This window comes from Paenibacillus sp. JT22N15 (assembly GCF_059383755.1).
Genome location: NZ_JBXENV010000010.1, coordinates 63,559 through 88,937, shown reverse-complemented (window position 1 = coordinate 88,937; position 25,379 = coordinate 63,559). Strand labels below are relative to the sequence as shown.

The 25,379-nt window shown below is 49.3% G+C and carries 23 protein-coding genes; 5 read left to right on the top strand and 18 right to left on the bottom strand.

All coding sequences use genetic code 11. The features are described 5' to 3' along the window. Positions 1 to 15 precede the first annotated feature (15 nt). The 3 genes from AC50X8_RS20265 to AC50X8_RS20255 are packed head-to-tail and all read right to left on the bottom strand — an operon-like array spanning position 16 to position 2,206. Positions 16 to 1,032, bottom strand: coding sequence for a Gfo/Idh/MocA family protein (locus AC50X8_RS20265; RefSeq protein WP_494881181.1), 1,017 nt, complete (start codon positions 1,030 to 1,032; stop codon positions 16 to 18). Continuing rightward, complete coding sequence (locus tag AC50X8_RS20260; protein WP_056038459.1) at positions 1,029 to 1,799, bottom strand: sugar phosphate isomerase/epimerase family protein; 771 nt, start codon at positions 1,797 to 1,799, stop codon at positions 1,029 to 1,031. The genes AC50X8_RS20265 and AC50X8_RS20260 overlap by 4 nt, the downstream gene beginning before the upstream one ends. A gap of 50 nt (positions 1,800 to 1,849) precedes the next feature. After that, positions 1,850 to 2,206, bottom strand: coding sequence for a cupin domain-containing protein (locus tag AC50X8_RS20255; RefSeq protein ID WP_056038461.1), 357 nt, complete (start codon positions 2,204 to 2,206; stop codon positions 1,850 to 1,852). 176 nt (positions 2,207 to 2,382) lie between these two features. On the opposite strand from AC50X8_RS20255, the gene AC50X8_RS20250 reads away from it, so the two are divergent. Both AC50X8_RS20250 and AC50X8_RS20245 read left to right on the top strand, forming a co-directional pair. Continuing rightward, positions 2,383 to 2,937: a helix-turn-helix domain-containing protein gene (locus tag AC50X8_RS20250; RefSeq protein WP_056038465.1), complete on the top strand. Its 555-nt coding sequence runs from the start codon at positions 2,383 to 2,385 to the stop codon at positions 2,935 to 2,937. Between the two features lie 56 nt (positions 2,938 to 2,993). Further along, positions 2,994 to 3,968, top strand: a complete 975-nt coding sequence (locus AC50X8_RS20245) for an aldo/keto reductase family protein (RefSeq protein WP_056038466.1) — start codon at positions 2,994 to 2,996, stop codon at positions 3,966 to 3,968. A 182-nt stretch (positions 3,969 to 4,150) separates the two neighbouring features. Here the strand turns inward: AC50X8_RS20245 and AC50X8_RS20240 are convergent, their stop codons facing one another. After that, positions 4,151 to 5,365 (bottom strand): MFS transporter, encoded by a 1,215-nt coding sequence (locus AC50X8_RS20240; RefSeq protein WP_056038469.1) that lies wholly within the window; start codon positions 5,363 to 5,365, stop codon positions 4,151 to 4,153. Between the two features lie 231 nt (positions 5,366 to 5,596). Here AC50X8_RS20240 and AC50X8_RS20235 point away from each other — a divergent pair, with 231 nt between their 5' ends. From AC50X8_RS20235 to AC50X8_RS20225, 3 genes are read left to right on the top strand one after another with little or no spacing between them, the layout of a single operon-like run. Further along, the gene (locus tag AC50X8_RS20235; protein ID WP_494881178.1) at positions 5,597 to 5,968 is read left to right on the top strand and encodes a YhjD family protein; all 372 of its coding nucleotides are present in this window, start codon (positions 5,597 to 5,599) and stop codon (positions 5,966 to 5,968) included. Then, the gene (locus AC50X8_RS20230; protein ID WP_494864001.1) at positions 5,965 to 7,233 is read left to right on the top strand and encodes a DNA polymerase IV; all 1,269 of its coding nucleotides are present in this window, start codon (positions 5,965 to 5,967) and stop codon (positions 7,231 to 7,233) included. Before AC50X8_RS20235 ends, AC50X8_RS20230 begins: the two co-directional genes overlap by 4 nt. Then, the gene (locus AC50X8_RS20225; RefSeq protein WP_494881176.1) at positions 7,230 to 7,721 is read left to right on the top strand and encodes a YhjD family protein; all 492 of its coding nucleotides are present in this window, start codon (positions 7,230 to 7,232) and stop codon (positions 7,719 to 7,721) included. Before AC50X8_RS20230 ends, AC50X8_RS20225 begins: the two co-directional genes overlap by 4 nt. Positions 7,722 to 7,805: 84 nt before the next feature. Here the strand turns inward: AC50X8_RS20225 and AC50X8_RS20220 are convergent, their stop codons facing one another. From AC50X8_RS20220 to AC50X8_RS20155, 14 genes are all read right to left on the bottom strand, one after another. Next, positions 7,806 to 8,606: an undecaprenyl-diphosphate phosphatase gene (locus AC50X8_RS20220; RefSeq protein ID WP_494881174.1), complete on the bottom strand. Its 801-nt coding sequence runs from the start codon at positions 8,604 to 8,606 to the stop codon at positions 7,806 to 7,808. Continuing rightward, positions 8,606 to 9,343 carry an ABC transporter permease gene (locus tag AC50X8_RS20215; protein WP_494881172.1) on the bottom strand — a complete coding sequence of 246 codons (738 nt, stop codon included), beginning with the start codon at positions 9,341 to 9,343 and terminating at the stop codon, positions 8,606 to 8,608. Before AC50X8_RS20215 ends, AC50X8_RS20220 begins: the two co-directional genes overlap by 1 nt. After that, entirely contained in the window at positions 9,336 to 10,256 is a 921-nt protein-coding gene (locus AC50X8_RS20210; RefSeq protein WP_494881170.1) for an ABC transporter ATP-binding protein, read from the bottom strand. The genes AC50X8_RS20215 and AC50X8_RS20210 overlap by 8 nt, the downstream gene beginning before the upstream one ends. A 59-nt stretch (positions 10,257 to 10,315) precedes the next feature. After that, entirely contained in the window at positions 10,316 to 11,341 is a 1,026-nt protein-coding gene (locus AC50X8_RS20205) for a sensor histidine kinase (RefSeq protein ID WP_494881168.1), read from the bottom strand. Next, a complete protein-coding gene (locus tag AC50X8_RS20200; RefSeq protein ID WP_056038489.1) occupies positions 11,331 to 12,044 on the bottom strand; it encodes a response regulator transcription factor in 714 nt (237 codons plus the stop codon). Before AC50X8_RS20200 ends, AC50X8_RS20205 begins: the two co-directional genes overlap by 11 nt. Before the next feature lie 301 nt (positions 12,045 to 12,345). Next, on the bottom strand, positions 12,346 to 13,245 hold the full coding sequence (locus AC50X8_RS20195; RefSeq protein WP_494881166.1) for a carbohydrate ABC transporter permease: 900 nt from the start codon (positions 13,243 to 13,245) through the stop codon (positions 12,346 to 12,348). A 24-nt stretch (positions 13,246 to 13,269) separates the two neighbouring features. Beyond that, positions 13,270 to 14,181: an ABC transporter permease gene (locus tag AC50X8_RS20190; RefSeq protein ID WP_056038494.1), complete on the bottom strand. Its 912-nt coding sequence runs from the start codon at positions 14,179 to 14,181 to the stop codon at positions 13,270 to 13,272. A gap of 43 nt (positions 14,182 to 14,224) precedes the next feature. Next, positions 14,225 to 15,847 carry an extracellular solute-binding protein gene (locus AC50X8_RS20185; protein WP_056038497.1) on the bottom strand — a complete coding sequence of 541 codons (1,623 nt, stop codon included), beginning with the start codon at positions 15,845 to 15,847 and terminating at the stop codon, positions 14,225 to 14,227. Between the two features lie 352 nt (positions 15,848 to 16,199). After that, positions 16,200 to 18,473 (bottom strand): helix-turn-helix domain-containing protein, encoded by a 2,274-nt coding sequence (locus tag AC50X8_RS20180; RefSeq protein WP_494881164.1) that lies wholly within the window; start codon positions 18,471 to 18,473, stop codon positions 16,200 to 16,202. Positions 18,474 to 18,742: 269 nt separating this feature from the next. Beyond that, the gene (locus AC50X8_RS20175) at positions 18,743 to 20,089 is read right to left on the bottom strand and encodes a DUF2515 domain-containing protein (protein ID WP_056038503.1); all 1,347 of its coding nucleotides are present in this window, start codon (positions 20,087 to 20,089) and stop codon (positions 18,743 to 18,745) included. Between the two features lie 152 nt (positions 20,090 to 20,241). Next, positions 20,242 to 20,529: a stage VI sporulation protein F gene (locus AC50X8_RS20170; RefSeq protein ID WP_046230621.1), complete on the bottom strand. Its 288-nt coding sequence runs from the start codon at positions 20,527 to 20,529 to the stop codon at positions 20,242 to 20,244. Positions 20,530 to 20,600: 71 nt separating this feature from the next. Continuing rightward, positions 20,601 to 22,652, bottom strand: a complete 2,052-nt coding sequence (gene recG / locus AC50X8_RS20165; RefSeq protein ID WP_494864020.1) for an ATP-dependent DNA helicase RecG — start codon at positions 22,650 to 22,652, stop codon at positions 20,601 to 20,603. A gap of 12 nt (positions 22,653 to 22,664) precedes the next feature. After that, positions 22,665 to 23,519, bottom strand: a complete 855-nt coding sequence (locus AC50X8_RS20160) for a DegV family protein (protein WP_056038505.1) — start codon at positions 23,517 to 23,519, stop codon at positions 22,665 to 22,667. A gap of 56 nt (positions 23,520 to 23,575) precedes the next feature. Next, on the bottom strand, positions 23,576 to 25,375 hold the full coding sequence (locus AC50X8_RS20155; protein WP_494881161.1) for a DAK2 domain-containing protein: 1,800 nt from the start codon (positions 25,373 to 25,375) through the stop codon (positions 23,576 to 23,578). Positions 25,376 to 25,379: the final 4 nt, after the last annotated feature.

Sequence of the window (25,379 nt, the reverse complement as noted above, 5' to 3'; positions counted from 1 at the left end):
CAAGCTCTACCCGTTCTACCCTAGCAGTCCTTCCTGAAAGGCAACAACCTGATTATTCTTTGCCGACTCGTACGCGCCATCCAGCAATGAAACCGTATGCAAATTGTCAAACGCGCTATTTTCGGCTTCTACTCCCGTTTCCAGCCAGACGAGCAGCTGATTGAGGCCGTCAAATATCGCCTCCTCTATCGGCAGCGCATGCTCCCATGTCTGCACAGGCTGCGGGTTCCAGTTCGGCTCCCCGCTCGGTTCGCGGCGATACAGCCCGATCGTATTGGACGTCGTGCTGAGCACGCCTTCACTGCCAAGCACAACGAGATCATTTTTATGAAACGGACTGGAGAAGCTTTGGGTAAAATGGGCGCGCACGCCGTTCTCAAACGTCATCAGCACGGTCGCATCCGTCTCCCCTAAACAATCGACCGCCTCCGAGGAGTAGGCGCTGCAGTAAATGGAAGCCGCCTTGGCACCCGCGATTCGGCGCATACCGTCAAACCAATGAATCGCCATGACGGACAAGGCATGACGCTCCGTGTGTACTCGCCAGCCTGCATCCTGCCGATAAAACAAGGAATCAAATTGAATCGACTCCAGCTTGCCGATTGCGCCTGACTTGACCAAATCGCGAATAAAATCAAATTGATGATGCTTGCGAAAATTTTGATTAATGCATACCGGAACGTTCAGCTGCTTTGCAAGCTCCGCTATTTGCTGGGCCTCGGCAAACGTGTCGGCGAAAGGCTTTTCCAGAAATACCGGAATGCCTGCTTCCAGCAGCGGACGCATAATGCTTCCGCGTATCGTCGAAGGTGTACAGACTACTGCGGCATCTAGCCCGCTATGCGCCAGCATTTCCGCAAGGTCCGTGTATCTCCCCGCAATGCCGAACTCATCCGCCCGCTCCTGAGCGGCCGCTTCGCTTGGGTCGCAAATCGCAACGACTTCCACGCTATCCTGATGGTTGGCATAGCCTCTCAAATGCAGCCGTGTGACAGCCCCCGCGCCGACAAATCCAATTTTATATTTTTTCATTCCGCCACTCTCCCAACACCTGATTTCATGAACGGCAAGCATTGCTGCATGCCCGTCACTATGTCACCGCCGCTTTCCTCATCCGCCGACATCCAGCCCGCATAGCCTATCCGCTTCACTTCCGCCATAATCGGCTGAAAATCAATCGAGCCCTCTCCTAATATCCGATATTCGCCAGCCGCAAAATCCTTCATATGAAAATTATTGATAAATGGCGCAAAGCTGCGAATGACCTCCGCCACATCGGAAATGCCTGACTTCACCAGATGCGCCGTATCAACCGTCAGTCCAACCCCGTCCTCCGGCCGCAGCTCGCTGAAAAATATATCAAAATCCGCCCGGTGCATCACCGGCTGATCATAGTGATGATGCAGCGACAGCTTGAGTCCGCTGTCTTGCGCCTCCTTGCCCAGCTCCGCGAACAGACGCGCAAAGCCAGCGATAGCTTCCTTTTCCAGCCCCGTCCTTGGGACGCTGTGGCAGTAGACAATTAGCTCCGTGCCCACCTGCTTCCCAAAGCGGAAAATACGGCGCAGCTCCTCCTTGCTATCGTCGCTAAGCAGCGTACCTCCCGTAATAAGCGCGGATGCGAGGCCCGGCGGCTGTCCCCAGCGTTCCATAAACCGCTCCGGTTCCTGCACGTGAGGCATATATTGATTCCATTTGAGCTGCAAACCCTCGTAGCCTGCCGCCTGATAGCCATGAATTAATGCCTTCTCTTCCTCTGCCCCTGCCGTTGGCCGGGAAAAAGCATACCGGATTCCCACTTATCGTCCTCCCTGCTTATACTAGGTCGCCCAACGCTCGAATGGCCGCCCTATTCGCCCACCGTCTGCCGATCGACTGCGGAATACGCAATGATCATCCGGCACGGCTCCCAGCCGGTTACCTTGGCATGATGCAGCACATTTTGCGGAATGCGCAGTGCCATGCCTGGCTTCAGATGATACGTTTCATCCCCCAGCGAATGCTCGCATTCGCCCGACAGCACAAAAATAATTTCCTCGCAGTTCGGGTGCCGATGGCGTCCATTTTCCTGGCCTGCATTAATGTAAACCTGCCCAAATGTCATTTGGCCCGCAGGATCAATTTCTTGGCCATACAACCACGATATTTTGCCCCAGCCCATATCCAGCACATGCTGCTCCTCATTCAAATCCGCCGCCTTGACCATTTTGTCCCTCCCTGTTTCGTCTATCCTTCAATGCTTCAAGCACTTAGCTTAAGATGATTGCAGGTTTATTTTAATTCAACTAAGTTGAATTATCAACAACTTTATTGAATCGTTTTCAACTCGGTCCTTTTATGATACGATAGAAAACAAGTATGACAAATAAAGGTGTGTGACTGATGAGCCTCGGCAAAAGAATCCGGCTGATCCGCATGGAACAGAAGCGGACGCAGGAAGAAATCGCAAAACAGTGCGGCTTTACGAAGAGTCTCCTGTCCAAAATTGAAAACGATCTATCCGCTCCTCCGGTTGCGACACTGATGAAAATTGCCGGAGCTTTAGGCGTCCGCGTGTCCGACCTGATTGAAGAGCAGAGCGCCAATGCGACCGTGTTCAATTCTAGCCTGCAGTACAGCGATAAAGACAGCTGGCTCCGGACAGACAGAGGGTATTCCTTCTACGCGTTTGCCAGCGAGCGCAGAGACAAGCTGGTCCAGCCTTATTTGATTACGGCCCGCAAAGGCGAGGTCAAGCCGCACGGCTTCTCCCATGAGGGCGAGGAATTTATTTATATGATCAGCGGCGAGATGACGTATAAGGTTGGTGCGACTGAATATTCGCTGCATCCGGGGGATACGCTTTATTTCAATTCGCTGGAGGAGCATCTCCTCTGCCCCGTATCGGACGAAGTGACGTACATGGCTATCTTTACGCAAAAATCACTGGAGCAATAACGGCTGCGGCCAGAGATGAGCATTTATTTTTTCAACGAAAGCGGAGGAATCAGGGTATGAAATACAGACGCATCGGTTCAAGCGGCATTAAAGTAAGCGAAATCGGTCTTGGAAGCTGGCTCACTTATGGAACAGCTACCGAGCAGCAAGCGGCTGACGCTTGCATTCAGCAGGCCTTTGAAAGCGGCATCAATTTCTTCGACACTTCCAATGCCTATAATCGCGGCGAAGGCGAGCGGGCGCTTGGTTCTGCCCTGCGGCCATTCGAGCGCTCCAGCTATGTGCTTTCGACGAAGGTCTTTTTCAATATGGGTGACGGCCCCAATGACGGCGGCTTATCGCGCAAGCATATTATGGAGCAGTGCGATGCCAGCTTGAAACGTCTGGGCACAGACTATATTGATATTTATTTTTGCCATCGCTATGATCAAAATGCTCCGCTGGAAGAGACGCTGCGGGCGCTGGACGATTTGACCGCGCAGGGCAAAATTTTGTATTCCGCTGTCTCCGAATGGAGCGCCGCTCAAATCGCCGATGCGACTGGCATTGCGAAGCGGCTGAATTTGCGCCCGCTTATTTCCAACCAGCCGATCTACAATATGTTTGAGCGATATATTGAGCAAGAGGTCATCCCTGTCAGCGAGCGGGAAGGCATCGGCCAGATCGTCTTTTCGCCGCTGGCGCAAGGCATCCTGACCGGAAAATATAGAAAAGGCCAGCAACTGCCTACAGATAGCCGCGCTGCCAATGATTCGATCAACCATGTGCTGAAAAGCTATTTGCGCGACGATGTGCTTGACTGCGTAGAACAGCTTGATGGGCTGGCTAGCCAGCTTGGCGTCTCCATTTCCCAGCTGGCGCTGGCTTGGGTACTGCGCTTGCCGGGCATCAGCTCCGCGCTGATTGGCGCGAGCCGTCCGCAGCAAATCGTCGAAAACGTCAAAGCTGTCGAGCTTGAGCTTTCCGCAGATGTGATTCAGGAAATCGAAGGCATTTTGGAGCAAGTGAAGCATTTCGCGCCGCTTAGGTAATAGCTGCGGGCGCTAAATTCTGCATCTTGCTGTCTATTTTCAATGAAAGAACCCCTCTCCTTGATCGAGCAGCGTTCGGCTTGCCGGAACTGCTATAGATCAGGAGAGGGGCTTTTTTTCGCCTAAAAGCTAGAAAATATCGTGTTTGATCCTCATTCTAGCCCCGCCGCAAGCTTCGGCGCTTAACGGTCAGGATCGATTCCTTTTGTTTCTTTACCTAGGAAAGCAACCGCCAGCGCACCGCATACGATCGCCACAAAGAAAATGATGAACACCGTTTGAATCGATGTGCCGCCCGCCACGAGCATCCCTACCATGTAAGGGCCGATGATGCCGCCGATCCGGCCGAAGGAGGCAGCAAAACCTGCTCCCGTTGCCCGAACCGCCGTCGGATATTGCTCCGGCGTGTAAGCGTACATCGCTCCCCAAGCGCCAAGGTTGAAGAAGGACAGGCAAGCTCCGGCAGCAAGCAGCATGCCTTCTGTCGTCGCGCTGCCGAACCAGATGGCACTTACCGCCGTCAGCAGCAAATAGGTGACCAGCACAAATTTGCGTCCCAGCTTCTCGATGAAATAGGCCGCCGTAAAATAGCCCGGAAGCTGCGCAAGTGTAATGAGCAGCACATATTGAAAGCTTTTGACCAGTCCGAAGCCTTTCAGCACCATGACGGTCGGCAGCCACAGAAACATGCCGTAATATGAGAAGACGACCGTCAGCCATAGCAGCCACAGCATAATGGTCGAGCGGCGATGCTTCGGTGACCAAATCGCCGCAAGCCGCTGGCGCAGCGGCAAAACGTTCCCCTTTTGCGCCACATAACGCGGTGAATCCTCAATGGCTCTGCGCAAATACAGCGCGTACAGCGCCGGAACTGCTCCAATAATAAACGCCGCTCGCCAGCCATAGGCCGGTATAACAAAATACGAGACGAGCGCAGCGACAATCCAGCCGCCTGCCCAGAAGCTTTCCAGCAGCACGATCGCTCTGCCTCTATCCTTCACGGGAACCGACTCGGATACGAGCGTCGAAGCGACGGGCAGCTCGCCGCCAAGTCCAAAGCCGCCAGCGAAACGCAGCAGGCACAGCACGGTAAAGGTGCCCGCCAGCGCCGACAAGCCGCTTGCTGCCGAGAAAATGAGCAGCGTCCATAGCAAAATCGTCCGGCGTCCGTAGCGGTCCGCAAGCGCACCCGCCGCTGCCGCGCCCACCGCCATGCCAATGGAATTAATTGCAGTCAGCTGTCCGATCTGCTCGGTGCCAAGCCCCCATTCTACGCTTAGCGCAGCCACGATAAAGGACAGCATGCCGACGTCCATCGCGTCAAACATCCAGCTGAGCCCAGCGCTGAACAGCAATTTGCGTTGTTTTTTGTCTTGCAGCAGTGATGCCTGTTTCATTTTGTTCTAACTCCTTATGTAAGCATGTGATTTATTTATCATCGCATCTTCTGACCTTTTGGACAAGCTTCATTATTATAACCGCCCCCGCAAAACGCTAGCCCCCTGCCACTTCCCGAAGCAAAGCCCAAGCTGGTCGAAATTACCTGCCCAAGAAACCTTGCATAGAGAACATACATTCGGTATATAATACAGAATACGAATAAACGTTCGCGTCATGGTGGTGTAGCTATGAGTGTCCATTCAATCATCGAAACGGAAGAGGATCTGCAAATTATTAAAAAGTTTACCTTGCTGCCGATTCTTCTCGATATGCTAGCTAGAGACATCAACGAATTAAAAATGCATCGAAATAAAATCATTTATAACCATATCCTTTTTTATCTCAATGAAATGGAGCAAAGCATCTATCTTGAACTGCAAAGCATTAAGAAAAAGATGAGACAGCGGAACATTAAAGCGTTAAACACCGAGATGAATGCGCAGGGGGTCCATGTTGAATATAAAGTTCGCGGTTATATCCACCATTTCACCATGCTGAGAAGCTTAGTGAAAGCCGAGCTAATGACCATGCTGATGAATATGCGGAGGCGGTTGGAATGAGGGAAACAGCTGAAAGAGTTATATTGCTCGCAGATTGTCAAAGTTTTTACGCAAGTATTGAAAAAGCCAATCATCCGGAGTGTAAAAATAAACCCGTTGTTGTAGCCGGCTCTGTTGAGCGCCGCTCAGGCATTATTTTAGCGGCTTGCCCCATTGCCAAGCAATACGGCATCACGACAGCCGAACGGCTTGGAATCGCGTTAAATAAATGCCCGGAGCTCGTCGTCCTGCGTCCCCGCATGCAGCATTATATCGATGCCTCCCTGATGATTACGGGCATTTATGAGGAGTTTACGAATCTGGTTGAAATCTTTAGCATTGATGAGCAGTTTCTGGACATTACGGCAAGCCTCCCTCTTTTCGGAGACCCTGTTACGATAGCTAAAGCCCTTCAACAGAAGGTTCTCCTGCAAACAGGCGTATGGATAAGGGTAGGCATAAGCTCCAATAAAATGCTCGCTAAAATGGCGACTGACATCTGGGCAAAAAAGAATGAGGACGGCATCTTTACGCTGCCTAAAGCAGAACTCGAAGCTTTGCTGTGGCCGCAGCCGGTCCATAAAATGTTTGGGGTCGGCTCACGCATGACCACCCATTTCACCCGTCTTGGCATGCATACAATAGGCGATATTGCCAAAACGCCTCTGCCGCGTCTTAAGGACCAGTTTCGCTTTCGCTTTGGCAAGCAATCCGATATTCATGCCGAGGTGCTGTGGCGAACGGCCAACGGCATCGATGATAGCCCGGTTACGCCTGGAACATTCAACAACCCGCCAAAATCGGTTGGCCATATGATGACTTTGCCAAGAGATTATATGGAGCCATGGGAGGTAGATACCGTTTTATTAGAGCTGACCGAGGAAGTTTGCCGCGATTGCCGCCGCAAAAAATATATGGGCCATGTCGTTACGGTCAACTGCATGTGCAGCCCCTACGAAGCGCCCACCGGATTTTCGCGCCAAATGAAGCTGCTGGACCCCACTAACCATACCAAAACGGTTTTTGAAGCGGTGAAGCAGCTGTTTTATAAATTTTGGGATGGCATGCCTGTGCGCCGGGTCGGTGTGACCATCAGCCAGCTCATGGACGATCAAAACTATCAGCTCACCCTCTTTGAGGATCAGATTAAGCTTAGAGCGCTGGAGAAAGTGACAGACGGCATCAAAAATCGATACGGAAGCACCGCAATTGTAAGAGCTTCATCCCTTACTGCCGCAGGGCAAGCAGCAGATAGGTCTATAAAAATCGGGGGGCACTACAAATGAGTAAAAAACTTGAAAAGAACGGGCTCTGGGAATCTAGCCGAATGATGCTTCCGCAGCATAAGGAGGCTTTTCAGAACAGGTTCCAAAAGCAAGCACTTCAGCCTGTTCGTCCAACAGCGGAAGAAATCCATATGATGAAGGATTATGTGCTGCTGCCGATCATGCATGCGATCATCGTCAAAAAAGCCCGCGAGGCAGAGCAATCCTCAGAAACGCTAAGACTGCTCTATTCTAAAGCGGCCCAATTGCTGGCTAGAAATGTTCATGATGACTTAAACCGATTAAAGAAAGGATTGACGGAGAAAAGCATCCGCGTTTTTGAAGAGGAGATAAATCATCAAGAGGCCCGTTACCGCTATATTTGCCGGGAATATGAAGATCATTTCACCATCACCAGAGACTACATGCGTGCCGAGATAAGCATTCGAATAGGACGTTATGTGGACGGTCTTGTGGCAACCGTGACCGGTGTTGAAAGGACGAATTGATTTATCACACTTCAATACACGAAGTGAAATAAAAGGAAGAATCCAAAATCAAAGTGGATTCTTCTTGGATTCCATATAAATATCTCACATTACAAAGATGAAAAAGACCGCAGCAAGCGCAAAACGATAAAACGCAAACCACTCCAATCTCAGACGTTTGATCAGGTTCAGGAATGTGACCACGGCAATCATCGCTACTACAAAGGCGGTAATGAAACCAATAAGGAATAATAGAAGGGTATCCCCGTTTAATAGCTCACGACTATCGTACATGTCCAATATCGTTGCACCAAGCATAACCGGGACGGCGATGATGAAAGTAAAGTCTGCAGCGGCTTTCTGGCTAGTTCCAAGCAGCAGCCCGCCGGATATTGTCGATCCTGATCTCGAGAACCCAGGCCATAGGGCTAGACATTGGAATAATCCAATACCAAATGCTTGCTTGTAAGTAATGTCGTCCGTATTCTCGGCGGTTACCTTTCGTTTGACCCTTGCGGCTATAATCATCAGGATGCCGCCGATGATCAAACCGATCAGGACGGGGGCCGGTCCGAACAAATGCGATTTGATATCATCTTTAAAAATCAAATAAACTATTAAAGCGGGAATCATGGCAATCACCATGTGAATGGCATTCAATTTGTTTTTAGCCGAAAAATTAAAAGTTAGCAAATCCTTTAGAATATCCATATACCTTTTCCAATAAAGCATAAGTACAGCCATCACGGCTCCCAACTGAATCACGATCTTGAACGTTGTCGCCTTATCCCCTTCAAAGCCTAATAAATTACCGGCCAAGATCAAGTGACCTGTAGATGAGACAGGCAGAAATTCCGTCAATCCTTCAAGAATGCCGAGTATTATGGCGCAAATGATTTCATACATTAGTGAATATCCGCCTTCCTAAAGTAAACTAGAGTAGCGATGAATCCAACAATCGAGGTAGCCCCAATAGCAATATAAGAATATTCCGGTGGATAAGCTGGCAAAAGCGTGCCGTTGGCAATGTCAAATGCGGCTGTCCAGGGCACCAGCCCTTTATATTCGGAATTGGAGCTCATGACATTGACCAGTGTGATGACGATCGTCAAAACGATGGTCGGTACAAAGTTTTTCAGCACGATGGTGATCAGGATGATGGGGGTTGATAAAATAAATAGAAACGCTCCGGCGATTATAAATTTCCGCAAGGATTCTACGAGCAGCAAAATGCTCAGCCCTTCGAACTGGCCAAGTACGCCGAGCAGCAGCGTTAGCCCCCATGCAAGTATGGTCAGCAGCATAATCCATAAGAATAAGAGGAGCATCTTGCTCAACATAAGGCTAGTTCGGGATACTGGGATCGTTAACAGGTTTTTGAGAGTATCTTCCGCATATTCCCGGTTAAAAAGATACGACGTAACTACACCATACAAAGGAACTCCAACTAATAAAACCGTATACAAATTGGAATCGAAAAATAACTCCTCAAAAGGAACAAACAACGTTGGGTCCTTCGTCTTGATATGGATGTAAGTGGAGACCACTACCAAAAAAGGTGCTACCGCAGCGCCAATCATGCTTAATAGAAACATTTTGGAGCGTTTAAGCTTCAAAATTTCCGTATACAGCAAATCAACCAATTGTGCCGCCTCCTACCAAATTCGTAAAATAATCTTCCAGCCTATCCTCGCTAAGCATGATCTTTGATACTTCAATTTCATGCTGCACAAATACTTTATTGATCTGTCCCTGCTGCCCCAAATGAGAATATACGCGGATGAGGCCATTATCATGTACTTCATAATCATAAATATGGAAGTGCCTCTCCAGCAGCATAGCTGCTTTTTTGTCATTCGATACCTGTAATTCCATGTATTTTCGATTGATTTTCCGCAGCTGATCAAGCGAAATCTCTTCCAGAAGCTTCCCCTCATGAATAATCCCGATATGATCCGCCACCTGCTCAATTTCCGATAAAATGTGGCTAGAGACCAGGATGGTGATCTTCCTCTCTTCGGCCAGCGCTTTAATAAGCTTTCGCATTTCTTTAATGCCGATCGGGTCCAGCCCATTCATAGGCTCATCCAGAATCAGCAGCTCAGGATAATGGAGAAGCGCTCTGGCAATACCAAGACGCTGCTTCATACCCAAGGAATATTTCCCCACCAGCTTCCTTGTTTCATCCTGCAGCCCTACTATTTCAAGCGTTTCCTCGATAACATTTTTCTTATGAATACCCATGATTTTGGCGTTAATCAGCAGATTTTCCTTGCCCGTAAGGTTTTCGTAAAAACCCGGAACCTCAACGATAGATCCGATCCGACGTAAAATTTCCTTTTGATTGTTCAACAAATTTTCGCCAAAAATTTCGATTAGTCCATGGGTAGGTTTAATTAACCCGACCAGCATGCGGATTGTGGTTGTCTTGCCTGCGCCATTACGACCAAGAAAACCATAAATCTCGCCTTGCTTCACTGTCATATTCATATGATCCACCGATTTCTGATTACCATAAATCTTCGTCAAATCAGTGGTTTTAATAACAACACTCAAAATGCGGCCCTCCTTCTATAAGCTATAAACCATTATAAAAAGAAAGATTTAACTGCTTCTTACCTATTCTTTAACTGTTTCTTAAATGATGTCCCGAAAACCGTCTTTTGCCACGGTTCACTCTCCACCCATATTGCACCGCCGTTTTTCTCTATAAGAGCTTTGGCAATGGCAAGGCCCAAGCCGCTGCCTCCTTTAATCAGTGTTCTGGCTTGATCGGCCCGGTACATTCTCTCGAACACATTAGCAATATCCCCTTTTGAGATACCAGGTCCCTGATCCCAAATGCGCAGCTGGTGTTCTTGAGCGGTTTGAGAAAGCTCAACCCCTATCACTTTCCCTTCTCCCCCATAGTAAATAGCGTTCTTGATGATATTGCCTATGATTCGCATAACGCTTAGACGATCTGCGTGGATAAGACATTTTTCATCCGGAATACTGACATGCAGCTCTATTTCATTTTTGTTCAATTCAGGCAAAAATGCGATTAGCGACTCTCTAATCATTTCTGCCAAATCAAGAGAAATCGGCTTATGAGGCATTTCGTCCGCATCCAGCTTCGCCATCATAAATATTTCATCGATTAATTCCTTCAGTCCGTTAGATTTTGTGGATATAATCTCAAGGAATTCCTGTCTCTCCTCTTCCGAAATTGCGATATCATCTTTAAGGGCATTCACATAGCCAATAATAGACGTAAGAGGAGTCCTGATATCATGCGAAATATTGGAGAGCAGGCTTCTTCTTGCTGCTTGGGATTTGATCGTCTCGATCTGAATGTTTTCCAATTGCTCCAATAATTCATTAATCGAAAAAATCATTTCATTCCACACGTCATCATCTTTTGCAAATAATCTCATCTTCAAATTCCCGCTCGTTGCTCGTCTTAGCTCCGCCGTCATTTGCTTTAGTCTGGTGCGAGTACGGAATCTAGTGAAGAATAGAAATGCGCTTGTCAAGCAAAGTGCTGTGAATAAAATCCATCTGAGTACCCCGAACGCATCGTCATTGAATTCCAGAATCAAAAGCCCGGCGATGATGACTGATTGAATGATAAGAACAAAGAAAAACTGATTATGATTCATCTTTTTCACCTGTAAATTTGTATCCAATTCCCCAAATCGTTTGAATAAATTGCGGATTAGAAGGATCCGCTTCTATTTTTTTACGAAGCTTTCTGATATGCACCATCACTGTATTATCGTCTTCTATGTAGTTGCTGTCCCACACATTGCGAAAAAGCTGCGTCTTCGTAAAAACCTGTTCAGGATGGGAAATGAAAAACTTTAACAATTCAAACTCTTTCGCAGTTAGAGATATCTCTTCACCGGCAATATTGACCGTATATTTTTTAAGGTCGATCGAGATGCCCTTAAATCGGATCATTGTTTTCTCATAGCTGTGTCCATCACTGCCCAGAATTAAAAATCTCCTTATGAGCGCCTTCACTCTAGCGACAACCTCGTTAATACTGAACGGCTTAGTGATATAATCATCCGCACCTATACTAAGGCCCAAAATCTTTTCAACCTCATTGTCCTTGGCAGTGAGCATCAGAATGGGGACATTGGTTTTGTTACGGAGTCTTCTGCATACTTCTATACCGTCCACCTTAGGCATCATGAGATCCAGTATGACAAGGTTATAACTGTTTTTATCGAACATGCAAAGAGCCTCTTCTCCATTTTCAGCAACATCCACCTTGTATAATTCTCGATCTAAATATTTTTTTAATAAATCACTAATTTCCCGTTCATCCTCAGCGATGAGCACTCGAACGTCTTCCATACTTCACCTTCCTTTAGTCCAGATCTTTAGCAAAATGCGGGCATTCAAAAGAGACCGGAGAATGGCGTCTTTATGCAGCGCCAAATACGATCCTCAAAGAGCTATACGAATTGTTCGAGGGACAGCATCTTACCTTACTAATTGGTCAAAAGTCCACAAATTCCTTTTTAAAATTCAAATTATTTTGCAAACGACTGCGAAGCCAGCAATGCTAGCTCGCTTTTATTCAGCAGCAAGCTATATAGAATCGTTCCATTAGAAAGGACCACCGGGCAGCAGCCTGCCGCAGTGGTCCCCCATTTTACCCTTTAATCGAACCGATCATAACACCCTTCTCAAAATACTTCTGCAAAAACGGATACAGCACTAAAATCGGCAGCGTAGACACGATAATGACGCCATATTTAATCTGATCTGCATATTTCTGCGCGTAGCCGCCGGAGTCGCCGCCTGTCCCCGCCCCGCTGGAAAACACCTGGTTCGACAATAAAATGTCGCGGAGAATAATTTGCAGCGGCTTAAGCTCGTTGTCGCGAATGTAAATAAGCGCAGTGAAAAAATCATTCCAGTGCCCGACCAAATAATACAGGCCGATGACGGAGATCAAGGCTTTGGACAGCGGCAGCGCCACCTTGACGAAATAGACAAAATGCGAGCAGCCGTCAATTGCAGCCGCCTCATAAAGCTCCGAAGGAAGCGTCGATTCAAAAAAAGTACGGGCGATAATTAAATAAAATACGTTAACGCTAAACGGTACGATAAATACCCACGGCGTATTCGTTAGATGCAGATCCTTTATCAGCAAATAAGTCGGAATGAGCCCGCCATTGAAAAACATCGTAAACACAAACGCAAACATAATGTATTTTCTCGCCTTAAACTCCTTGCGTGACAGCACGTAGGCAGCAGGCAGCGTGAACAGCAAATTGACTAATGTGCCCACGGATGTGTAAAAAAGCGTATTGCGGTAGCCGGTCCATATGCGTTCATCCTTAAAGATCTCTCCGTAGCCGAAGAAGCTCGTTCCTTTGGGGAACAGCAGCACTTTACCGGTTGATACGAGTGTCGAGTCGCTTACCGACGCGATAATAATAAAATAAAGCGGGTAAGCAATCGTCAGGAAAATAACGGCACAGACGATGACTAGCACGATTCTAAACAAAATTTCACCGCCGCCAAGGCGCGGGCGTATTCTTTCCATTGCAGTGCCTCCTTCCGCTGTAGGCTAGAACAGACTCGTGTCGGACACCCGTCTAGAGATAGCGTTCATCGTATACAGGAATATAAAATTAATGAGCGTATTAAACAAGCCTATAGCTGAAGCATAGCTGAATTGGTTGGACACGATCCCCATTTTGTAGACATAGGTCGCAATCACTTCGGATACGGGCAAGTTCAATGCATTTTGCATCAAAAATATTTTTTCGAAGCCCGTACTCAAAATGCCTCCCATGCTTAAAATGAACAAAATGACGATCGTTGGCATCAGCGCCGGAAAATCGATATAACGTATCGTCTGCCAGCGGTTTGCTCCGTCTATTTTGGACGAATCATAGAGCTGGGGATCGACACTTGACAGCGCTGCCAAATAAATAATGCTGTTCCAGCCGCAATGCTGCCAAATATCCGAAATCACATAGGTAGGTATAAAGGTATTGCTTGAGGCCAGCAAATTGATATGTCCCAGCCCAATCGCCTTCATCAAATGACCGACGATGCCAGTCTCAGGGGAAAGCAGCACGTTCAACATGCCAACCAGCACGATGACCGAAATAAAATGCGGCAAATAGACGGTCGTCTGCATCATATTTTTGAACGATTTCCGGCGAATCTGGTTCAGCACCAGCGCGAGAATAATTGGAGCGGGAAACCCGATAATAATGGTCGCCAGACTGATCAAAAACGTATTTCGCATCAGATCGCTGAACAGATAGCTTTCGATAAACTGCTGAAAGTAGAATAATCCCTTCCACTCTCCGCCAGTCAGCCCTTTGCTGAAATCGTAATCGCGAAAGGCCAGTTGTACGCCATACATCGGAATATAGTTGAAGATAAAAATAGTGGCAAGCGCCGGCAAAATCATCAGCCATAGCTGATAGTCACGCTTAACGGTGCCGAGCTTCGCTGCTGTACGCATCGCCGCGCCTCCTTTCATGAGTAAACCTGCACTACAGCCTCCGCTACAGCTTGCTTACAAATTCATCGTAGTACTTCTGCATAATTTCAACATTTTTATCAAGGCCGGCTTTCTGGCTTTCCTTCACATAAGCATCCCATTCCGCCTCGATTCCGCCTTTCGTAACCCATTTGGCGAACGTCGTATTGGCCAGATTCATAATGTTCGTATTGTTTAAGCTCATCGCATTGTTGTCTTCATTCGTATATTTAACAAAGGTGCCCGGATAAATATCGATCTGGGAATCTACTTGCGCAAGTGCCTCTTTAAGCGGCTCCGACTGGGTCAGCACCTCCTGCATATCCTTGCCGAGTGTCAAGTCGATCGAATCCGAAATGTAGAAAGCGCCATTATCTGCCCAAGTGGACGTCCATTTCCAGGTGCCGGGGTCCATCTTCGCATCCTTTGGTGGAAGCACCGCATAGGAGCCATTGCCCTTGTCCTCAATGTTAGGGCCAATCGAGCCGAACAGCACTTGAATGCCAATTTCCGGCTTATACAGCTCATTAATGAAGCGCATAGCTGCTTCCTTGTTTTTCGTTTTGGCGGACATCACAATATTATTGGCGCCATAATTTAGCGTGTAGCTGTCATAGCTCCAGGATACTGGGCCCGAATAGCTGGAAGAGGATTTAAGCGGCGACATCGACGCATACTGCGGAGCAAGCTGCTCCCCAAACCGATCCGATGCTACCCAGCCCCACGTAAAGCCAACTTTGGCTATATCCCCTTCCCCGCGGGCAACAGCCTGCAGCTTCGTATAATCGTGAGTAAACACCTCAGGGTTAATGAGCCCTGCCTTGTATAGCTTGTTCAGGAACATAACGAGCTCCTTGTAGCGAGCATCAGTCAGGAAATTTTTCACCTTGCCGTCCTCAACAAAGTAGCCTTGCCCGCTTACATCGGAGGACAGCTTAATGCCCATGCCGCCTAGAAGCACAGCTGGATTGAAGAAGCCGCCGATTCCGCCCGACCAGTCCATTGGAATTTCATCATTAGGATCTCCGTTGCCGTTCGCATCCTTCTCCTTAAAGGCTAACAGCACATCATACAGCTCATCCCATGTAGTAGGCATCTCTAGGCCAAGATTGTCCAGCCAAGTCTGATTAATATATTGTCTGTTAACCGTATCCGGCCAAAATCGCTGATACTTCGCAAGTCCATAAATTTGACCATCGCGCTGCGTGGAAATTTGTTTGGTTTCCGGCTTCTCTTCGAACATTTTCTGAACGTTGGGAGCGCCTTCAATTAACTCGCTCATGTCCTGAAATAATCCCTTGAATTGGGCAAAATCAGCGTCTGTAATCACATTCGGGCCAACGAATAAATCTGGAACATCACCGCTGGCGAGCATCGTTCCTTTCTTTTGCCCCCAATCCGCGGTTATTTCTTGCCACTGGATGTCTACGCCAGCCGCTTCCTCAATCTGCTGAAGCCATTCCATCTCGGCAAGCGGCTTCGTTAATGGATGCTTGACGATAACGCCAGTCAGCTTAACCTTCGAGCCGCTTTGCCCGGCACTTCCGCTCGGGTCGCTTGCGCTGCCTTCATTAGAGCCGGAACATGCCGCCAAGAGTGTCGTCCCGACCACCAACAACGACAACATCGTAATGATCTGCTTCTTCATGTGCATTCTCCCCCGATATACATTTAGTCTGCCGATCTGTTGTTTCTGCTTGCTCGCTGCTAAAGGGAGCAAGCCTGCTGCCTGTATCTGCTCGGCTCCCTTACTCTAACCGTTCTGACACAAAGCTGTATACAAACAGTTTTTGACTGATCAGCACTTTTTGAAAACGCTTTATATTTGGTTTTGCAAGCGATTTCATTCAAGGAATAGCCTCTCTTTGAAATATTGCATATGCTCAAAAAGTGTACGTTCTGCATAAAACAAGCGACTGCTCCAGGCTGCTTGACCCGGAATTGCAGTTTAAAAAAAGCTGCCACCATGCCCGAACGGCATAGCAGCAGCTTGATCACGCTTACTTGCAAGAGTCCCGGTATTGGCCGGGAGTTGTTCCAACCATTTTCTTAAAGGATCGAATAAAGCTCGATGTGTTGGAATAGCCTGTCTGCTGCGCGATAGAGTCCAGCGTCCCTCCTGTGCTCCGCAGCAATTGGATCGACTTCTGAATGCGCAGCCTGTCGATATACTCTTTAAAATTATGTCCGATTGTTTTTTTAAAATGATAGCTGAAGCCTGACTGCGACATGCTGAAATGGTCGGCGAACATTTGCAATGAAAAATTAGAGTCAAAGCCCTTTTGCTCAATGACCGCCAAAATTTCCTCTTGGGTTGCGGTACGGGCGGCAGGCAGCGTCTCGCGAATAATATCGCATAGCTTGCTGCAGCTTTCTCGCATAATGCCCACCATCTGCTCAATCGTATAACGGTGCGAAAAGGCAGCATCCGTAAGCCTGAGCAAATTGCCATCATCCTGATGGAACCTTTGCAGCCCGCTCAAAATAACGCTGATCGTATTCGAATAGACCGTTCTGATCATATGTGGCGGCATGCCGCTGCTTGCCAGATAGTCAATGATTTTCTCAAGCACGGATTGTACGATGTTAGGCTCGTTTTTGAGAATCGCCATTTCCAGAGATTGCAGCAGCTCGGCAAAATAAGATACCATCCCATTTGGCGAAATTTCGATTTCGCCAAACTCCAGCAGCTCATCATGCTGGCGAATACGCAAATATTCAGCAGCACGCACCGCCTGCAAATAGGACAAATGCACGCCTTCCGGCGACAACCCGCTCTTAGCCAAGCCGATGCCGACTAGCACCTCCCGCCCCAGCTGCTCCTTCAGCTTGCTCTGCACGCTGGACAAATACGTCTTGACGTCGATGCCCTCATGATGCGAGCAGACAAATATCCATTCCTGGTTGTAAATGCTTGCGAAGAAATGACCATCTAACGTTTCAGGCAGCTGCTGCTCCTCCTGCCGCAAAAAATCGGATACTTCCTCCCTATCCTCCTTGCTCGCTTCGAAAGAGAGAACAGCAGCCGTTACCGCATCGCGGTTTTTAAATACGCCGTAATCCGCCCCTTGCGAATGAAAAGCCTCCCAAGTCGCATAATGGCCGCTGACGAGCTCAAACAACATATTGTCGCGCAAAATCGGCAGCGATCTCTGAACCCGTTCATCCAGCTTCGTATTCGTTAAGGAAAGCCCATCCAAGGCGTAACGAATCGTATCGATTTCATTCATCCGGCCTGGGCCGCTATCCTTATGCTTGAACACCTCTGTGGCAAAGCCCACAAGCCGCTTGATCGGATGATAGTTTTTGCGAATGGAAATATAAATAACGATGCCCTCTACCAGCAGGATCAGCAGAAGAATAAGTATCGTATTCCACTGGATGGTGCGTATATCCTGCAAAGATTCGGTAACGGGCAGCATGCTGACATATTGCCAGCCGTTTTTGTCCGATACATTATGCGAGACAATATAGGCTTTGCCGTCAATCGTCTGAACGGTTGATCCTGCTTCGCTTGCGCCGAGCTGCTTAACCATCTGGCGGAAATCATCCGTCTCGCTATATGCCGCTTCTTTAGACGCAACAAGCCTGTTGCCCTTCTGGTCAAAAATATAAAACTCGCCATTATACGATTCGGATACCGAATTCATCATGCGAATAATCGTTTCTTCTTTCACAAGAATGAGCACCGATGCCGGGGAATGCTCCCCTCCTAGCGGCATTGGCAGTATAAAGGTCAGCATCCTGATGCCATTATTGCCCGGAACAATGACATTTTCGGCTGGCCTTACGGAAGGCAGGGTGAGCTTGTTCAGCTCCTGAAACATTTCATCATGAGGCCATGCTTCATAATAATAGCCTACGCCACGATCCGCAAAATCCTGCACGCTGTAGACACTGCCCGTCTTGGCGAACAAGTAGCCGATGTTTTTGACATACAGCAGCGTATTGTAGATAAAAGCATCGGTTGCATTATATTTGCGCATTTCATTGGCAATGATGATACGCCGATAATCGTCCTCCATCGCCATGTACATCCTCATGTCCCCATTGAGCATTAATTCCGAGGGCAAGTCATAAACATAGCGGGTAAAAATATCGAGAGAGGTCATGAACTGCTCCGTCACATGGGCATTCCATTCCATTTCCTTCTCCTTGGCCGCTTTGGTCGAGTGAGGATAATAGTAGAGCAAAATGCTGATAATCGGCAGCAGCAGCACCAGCACATATGAAATTAGAAATTTGGCCAATAAGTTCACTTTTATTTTTTTCAAGCAGACCCGCCCTTCCTTACCTTTCCTATGAACTGTGCCTCGTCGGCTTTTTGAGCGTATGGATAACTTTAGAAAACGCTTACATTTCAATGCAGCAAACTAGTCGCTTCTTGCTATGGGCTTGCCCTTGCCTGTATGTTCCCGTTGTCCCATAGTCCATTGTCCCGTTATAGCATTCACGGCCCCTCTTTCCCATTTTATAGGATCAGCCTAGCCCTTTCAACCATTTGCTCACACATCCAAGCCGCAAATCTATTTATTTAGCCAAATCATGGCTTCCACTGCTGTGAAGCCAGCACAGCCAGTTCAATTTTATTCAGCAGCAGGCTGTATTCATTGGTCATTTCAAAGGAATGCGGCAGCGGCAGTTTTTGAAAATAAGGAAGCACCTGCGCTGCCCCCCGGAACCAATCGCCAGGCTCAGGCGCCTCAACCGCTCGATCCGGCCAGACGCTGCTCAGCTCCGGACTGAATAATGGAGCCGCACCCGGCGCCAGCCGTCTCCCCGATAGCCGCTCCCTGTAAGGCTTCTTTGGCGGATCACGCCTAACTACTGCAAACAAATGAGGGGCATAATCCGCACGTGAACCCGTATGACGAATGGCCCGCGCGAAAGCAATGGCGCCGCCATGCACCTCCGGCACACTGAACAGCAGCGCATACAGCCGTTTGCCGAACTCAATTCGTTCTTTCAGATTGTCGAAGTTTTCCAAAATGAGCCCCGCCAGCTTCATTTCTTCACCTCCGGAGCGATAACAAAACACAACCGCATTAAGCTGCAATAACGACTGCAAGCCAAAAAACACCGTATCCAGCACCTCCTTGCGGAAAAAGGGATGCTGTACAATTCGCTTTTCAATGTAGTTTTGCTCATTCACGATCAGCGCAACTGTCAAAATAGCGGAATCGCCGCTCTCCCAAAACGTTTGCCAGACCGGTATCATAAAGCGGGAAACACCAAGCTGCGGCAGCAAATGAAACAACGGACGCCCAGCTCTGCAGCTCGCCTCATACAGCAGCAGCTGCGGAAAAGCATCCTGAAAAATCAACGCATTCGCGCGCTCTAAAAAGCGGAATACGGCCTCGCGGGCGGAACGGCCGAGCAAATACGGCAGCCACTCTCCTTGTAAATCGGTCATATTCCAGCCGCCATTACGCGATACCAAATGCGCCAGCAGCGCCCAGTGCAGCTCGGGCCTGCGTTCATAGATCGCCAAATAAGCTTCCGTTCTCGTCACATTGTTGCGATTCAAATGAACGGCGTCTGCTCGAATTGCTGCAAGCAGCTCATGCTCAGCTTGGCTGGCAGCGGCAGTGCTGTTCACAGGAAGGTTGGCATTAGAGTTAGCATTGGGACTGGCATTTGGGCTGGCATTTGGGCTGGCATTGGAGCCGCCAGCTTCCTGCTCCCGCTCAAGCAGCGTCCATGAGGCCGCAAGCTTAGCAACGATTGCGGGCTGCATCACAAGCGGGCGCGCCGCAGCAGCCATTTTTTGCGACTCGCCAAAGCTATGCCATTTGCCAACCGCATACAGAAAGGCGTCTGCCGGCAGCTGGATACAACGCCGCAGCCATGCCCTAAAACCGCTCCCAAGCTTTTCAACTGCGCCTCCCATGAGCTCTCCTCCATCCTTTTTCACAAACGCCATATCCCAAAAGCCACAATGCTGCTAAAAAGATAGTATAGCCGGAAAAGAAGCGCACTAGCAGCGCAGCTGCAAGAAAATCAATATATCCGCTTATATTAAAAAAAGCTGACCGCAGACGGTCAGCGAAACATGCCCCAAAGCTTGAGCAAGTGAAACGTATTGTTGGGGTCGATCTTCTGGGCGAGAACGAACGCGACGATCTGCTCCTCCTGCGTATCCGTAAGCGGCTCCTGCAAGATGCTAGCGGTTGATTTCACCAGCTTTCTAACTTTGACGCGATCCTGCAGGTCGAATTTAGTGACATTAGCGAGCAGCAGGCGCACGCGATCCTTCAAAAGCGGATTTTTCAGCTTTCCTTTAATACGTTCGACCAATTGCGGGCGAATACCGTACTTTTGGTAGCTCAATGTTCCAGACACCTCCATCTTGGCATACCGTTTTCACGTTTAACTATATGCCAGAGCTTCCCGGAAATTGCCTAATCGAGCTGTTCTCCTTGAAAAAGTTGATCCCGATTCAGCTTAGCCTGTATTCTTGCATAAGCCGGATTATCCCAAAAATCATCGCGGGCGCACAGCTCAGCCGCATCATCCCGCGCCATTTCCAGCACCTCAAAGTCCGCCGCCATGTCCGCAACACGAAATTCCGGCAAGCCGCTCTGCTTCGTTCCGAAAAAATCGCCCGGCCCCCGGATTTCCAAATCCCGGCGCGCTACCTCGAAGCCGTCATCCGTTTCCGTCATGACCTTCATGCGCTCGCGCCCTGTCTCCGACTTTGGATCGGCGACCAGCACGCAATAAGATTGATGGGCGCCACGGCCAACCCGGCCCCGCAGCTGATGCAGCTGCGACAAGCCGAACCGCTCGGCATCCATGACGATCATCAGTGTCGCATTCGGAACATCGACGCCAACCTCAACTACAGTCGTAGCCACGAGTACATGCAGCTCGTTCGCACCGAAAGAGCTCATGACCTGTTCTTTCTCAGCCGCGCTTAGGCGCCCATGCAGCAGGCCGATTTTCAGATCGGGAAAAGCTTGCTGAACCTGCATATACTGGTCAATGGCATTTTGCACATCCAGCTTCTCCGACTCCTCAATAAGCGGGCATATCATATAGGCTTGTCTGCCCTCTCCTACCTCGCGGCGGATAAAACCAAGCACGCGGTCCATCATGCTATGCTTGACCCAATATGACTTAATCGGCTTGCGCCCATGCGGACGCTCACGAATCGTCGATACATCCATATCCCCGAAAGCAGTAATCGCCAATGTTCGGGGAATCGGCGTCGCCGTCATCGTCAGCACATCGGGATTCATTCCTTTGCGACGCAAAACGCTGCGCTGATTTACGCCAAAGCGATGCTGCTCGTCCACTACAACCAGACCGAGACTGCGGAAAAAGACCGTCTCCTGAATAAGCGCATGCGTACCGACGACAATATCGATCAGGCCCATCTGAAGGCCAGCGAATACATCGCGGCGGCGGCGCTCCGTCATGCTTCCCGTCAGCAGTCCAACCTCTATATCCATGCCCTCGAACAGCTTCGTCAAGGAACGCATATGCTGCTCCGCCAATATTTCCGTCGGAACCATCAGTGCGCCTTGATGGCCGGACTTCACTGCTCCATACAGCGCAATGGCGGCAACGACCGTTTTACCCGAGCCGACGTCTCCTTGGAGCAGCCGATTCATGCTCGCAGGCTGGCGCATGTCGACCAACAGCTCATTTACAACCTTCTTCTGCCCATCCGTCAACTCGAATGGCAGCGTAGCCGCGAATTGCCTAATCGTCTCCGCTTCAATCGAATGAGCGATGCCATCGCCCCGCTTGCGGCTGAGCATTCGGTACGCCTGCAATTTCAGCTGAAATAGAAACAGCTCCTCATAAACCATCCGCCGCCGCGCTTCGAGACCTTCGCGTATATCACCCGGCTCGTGAATGTGCAGCACCGCATCACGGCGAGGAATGAGCCGGTGCCGCTCCATAAGCTCAAACGGCAGCACCTCTTCGATCATCGCGCCATATTGCTGCAAAGCCTGCTTAATCGTCTTGCGCATCCATGGCTGCGTAATCGCCCCGCCGACGGAATACACCGGCTGCAGCGTCCCTGATTTGGCAGAGCCGGCCCCTTCCGGAAACTCGGACTCCGAGACGGTCATCTGCTGGCGATGCTGCTCCCACTTGCCCGTCAAAATAATCGTACGGCCAGGCGTCAGCTGATCCCTTAGAAAATGGCGGTTAAACCATACCGCCGTAACGAGCAAAAAATCGATCTCAATTTTACAAGTGAGCCGCGATTTATTTTTCCCGTAACGCTGCAGCACGGGCATGCCCCGCACAACTCCTTGCACGGTAGCTTTGTCTCCATCCTTGACATCCGCTAGCGCGCGAACGCGATAATCCTCATAACGAAATGGAAAATAGTCCAGCAAATCGGCAACGGTATGAACGCCAAAGGCGTGAAGCTCTTGCTCCTTCGGAGCGCTCACGCCTTTAATTTGCCGGACGGAATATTGCTCCAGCGTCATCATAATCATTCCTCACACTTTATACATAAATACGGCCGATGTACCAGGTCCCACATGAGTGCCAATCGTCGCACCAATCGTTATAAAATCAATGAATGCCACATTAGGCTTGTCTCTCAGCAGCGCCGCAAGCTCCTGCGCCGTCTGCTCGCCGTGCGTCCAGCCAATCGCAACCCCAACGCGATCACTGCCAAAATCCTTGTCGAGCATTTCCATGATGCGCTGCATCGCTTTTTTCGTACCGCGCACCTTATCGACAGACTGAACCGTACCTTCCTGGTCCAGCGAAAGAATCGGCTTAATATTTAAAATCGAGCCAAACAACGCCGCAGCCTTGCCGATTCGGCCGCCCTTCTGAAGAAATTCCAGCGATCCAACCAGAAAATAAAGGCTGAGCTCTTGTTGAAGACGAGCTACTTCTGCCAAAATCGCCTCTTTAGAGGCGCCTTCGCGAGCCATCCGTGCTGCCGTAACCACCTGAATGCCATAGCCATACGAAGCCGACTTGGAGTCAATGACCGTTACGTCCGCCTGCTCATCCAGCATCGACTTAGCTATGACACCGGACTGATAAGTGCCGCTGAGTACAGAAGCCAAATGAATAGAAATAATAATCGCTTGCGGATCATCGTGCAAAATCCGTTCATATACTTCAAGAAACTCCGCCGGAGACGGCTGTGAGGTTGTCGGAAGAACAGGAGAAGCTATCAGCTTTTCATAAAACTGCTCTTTCCCAATTGTCACGCCATCCAAATAGGTTTCTTCACCGAACAGCACCTTCAGTGGAATAACCTGAATGCCAAGCTCTGCACATCGTTCAGCCGGAATATCGGAAGTGCTGTCGGTAATAATATGAATGTTCCCCATCTTCGCCACCCCTTTCATACCCTATAAACGATTGCTATTTCACTAGTTCTCCATCCTTATTCCACTGCGAACAAATAGGGATAAAGCGGCTGTCCGCCCTCTTGAACTTCAAGCTCTGCATCCGGATAAGCCTCTGCCACCCATGCTTTCAGCGCTTCCGTATCTTCAGCCTTCGCCTCTGCTCCAGTCAGCACCGTAATGAGCTCGCCGCCGTCAGCCATAAGCTCAGCTATGAGCAGACGGCAAGTCTCGGCCAAATCTGCATGTGCCGCAACAATGGCCTTCTCCTTAATGCCGATAAAATCGCCTTCGCGAATGCTCACGCCATCGATCGTCGTGTCGCGAACCGCGTGCGTCACTTGGCCGGAAACAACTTGCCCGGCAGCATTTTTCATCCAATCCGTATTGCGCGAGACGGTCTCATCCTCTTTGAAAGCCAGTACCGCTGCAAGCCCCTGAGGAATCGTTTTTGTCGGGATAACCGTCACGTTGCGCTCACTAAGCTCCGCCGCCTGTTCAGCAGCAAGAATGATATTGCCGTTATTCGGCAGCAAATAAATATGATCCGCGACGAGCGATTCAATCGCCTTGACGAAATCCTCCGTGCTTGGGTTCATCGTCTGCCCGCCGGACAGCACAATATCCACTTCATTATCCAGAAAAATGTTCGAAATGCCTTCGCCCAGCGCTACAGCAATAATGCCGAATGGCGCCAGCTCATGAACTTGTCCAGGCGGCACAACCGCCCCCGACGTTCCCGCCAGCAGCTCTGGCGAGGAAATGCTTCCCGTCAGCGCATAATCAGGCAGTACCGCGTAGGATGGAATCGCTGCTTCCTCCTCTAGAAGCTCGCGGTGCTGATCACGCATATTCAAAATATGCAGGTTCGTCAGCTCGCCATACGGCAGCGCCAAATTCAGCACATCACCCGGCCTGCGGGAATGCACATGAACTTTAATGATATCGTCCTCGGCGATGACGAGAATGGAATCTCCATCTTTGCCAAGCGCTTTCTTGAAAGCGTATTCATCAAAAAACGGCGCAGCTTTGCCCCTAGGCTTGCGATTTATAAAAAACTCCATGTCATAGAAAAATTCAATATCCGCCGTCTCCAGACGGGATTGTGCAGCAAAATTCGTCGTCTTAAGCGGAGCGGGAGCTGGTTGTGCCCTCGGAATGCTTACTTCTTCAGGCGGCGCTGCTTCAGATAACAGCGAATAGCTTTCATACGACCCTTCGCCTTCAACTAAATAGCGCACAAACCCTTCATAAATAAGCACTAGTCCTTGACCGCCAGAATCAACAACGCCAACCTGCTTAAGCACAGGGAGCATATCCGGCGTACGCTGAAGCGTTTCATTCGCTTTATCGTAAACCTCTTTCATCAGCTCAGTGACATCATTCGTACGGCGTGCAAAAGCAACGGCATGCTTTGCAGCTTCCTTCGCTACCGTCAATATCGTTCCTTCCACAGGCTTTACAACAGCTTTATAAGCAAGATCAACACCGTGCTGCAAAGCCGCTGCAATCTGCTGGGGGCCTGCTTGCTCAGCGTTTACAAGCCCCTTGGAAAAACCACGGAACAGCTGTGACAAAATAACGCCGGAATTGCCTCTAGCTCCCATCAGAAGCCCTTTAGACAATACTTCCGTCGCTTTGCCCAAGTGGTCGGACGGCTTGCTGCGCAGCTCACGAATGCCCGAGGCAATCGTCAAATTCATATTCGTTCCCGTATCGCCATCAGGCACAGGGAAAACATTCAACGCATTTACCTTGTCGACATTTTGATTTAACAACTCAGCGCCCAGCACGGCCATGGCGGTAAAATCGGAACCGTTAATGAAGCCCTTACTCAATGAA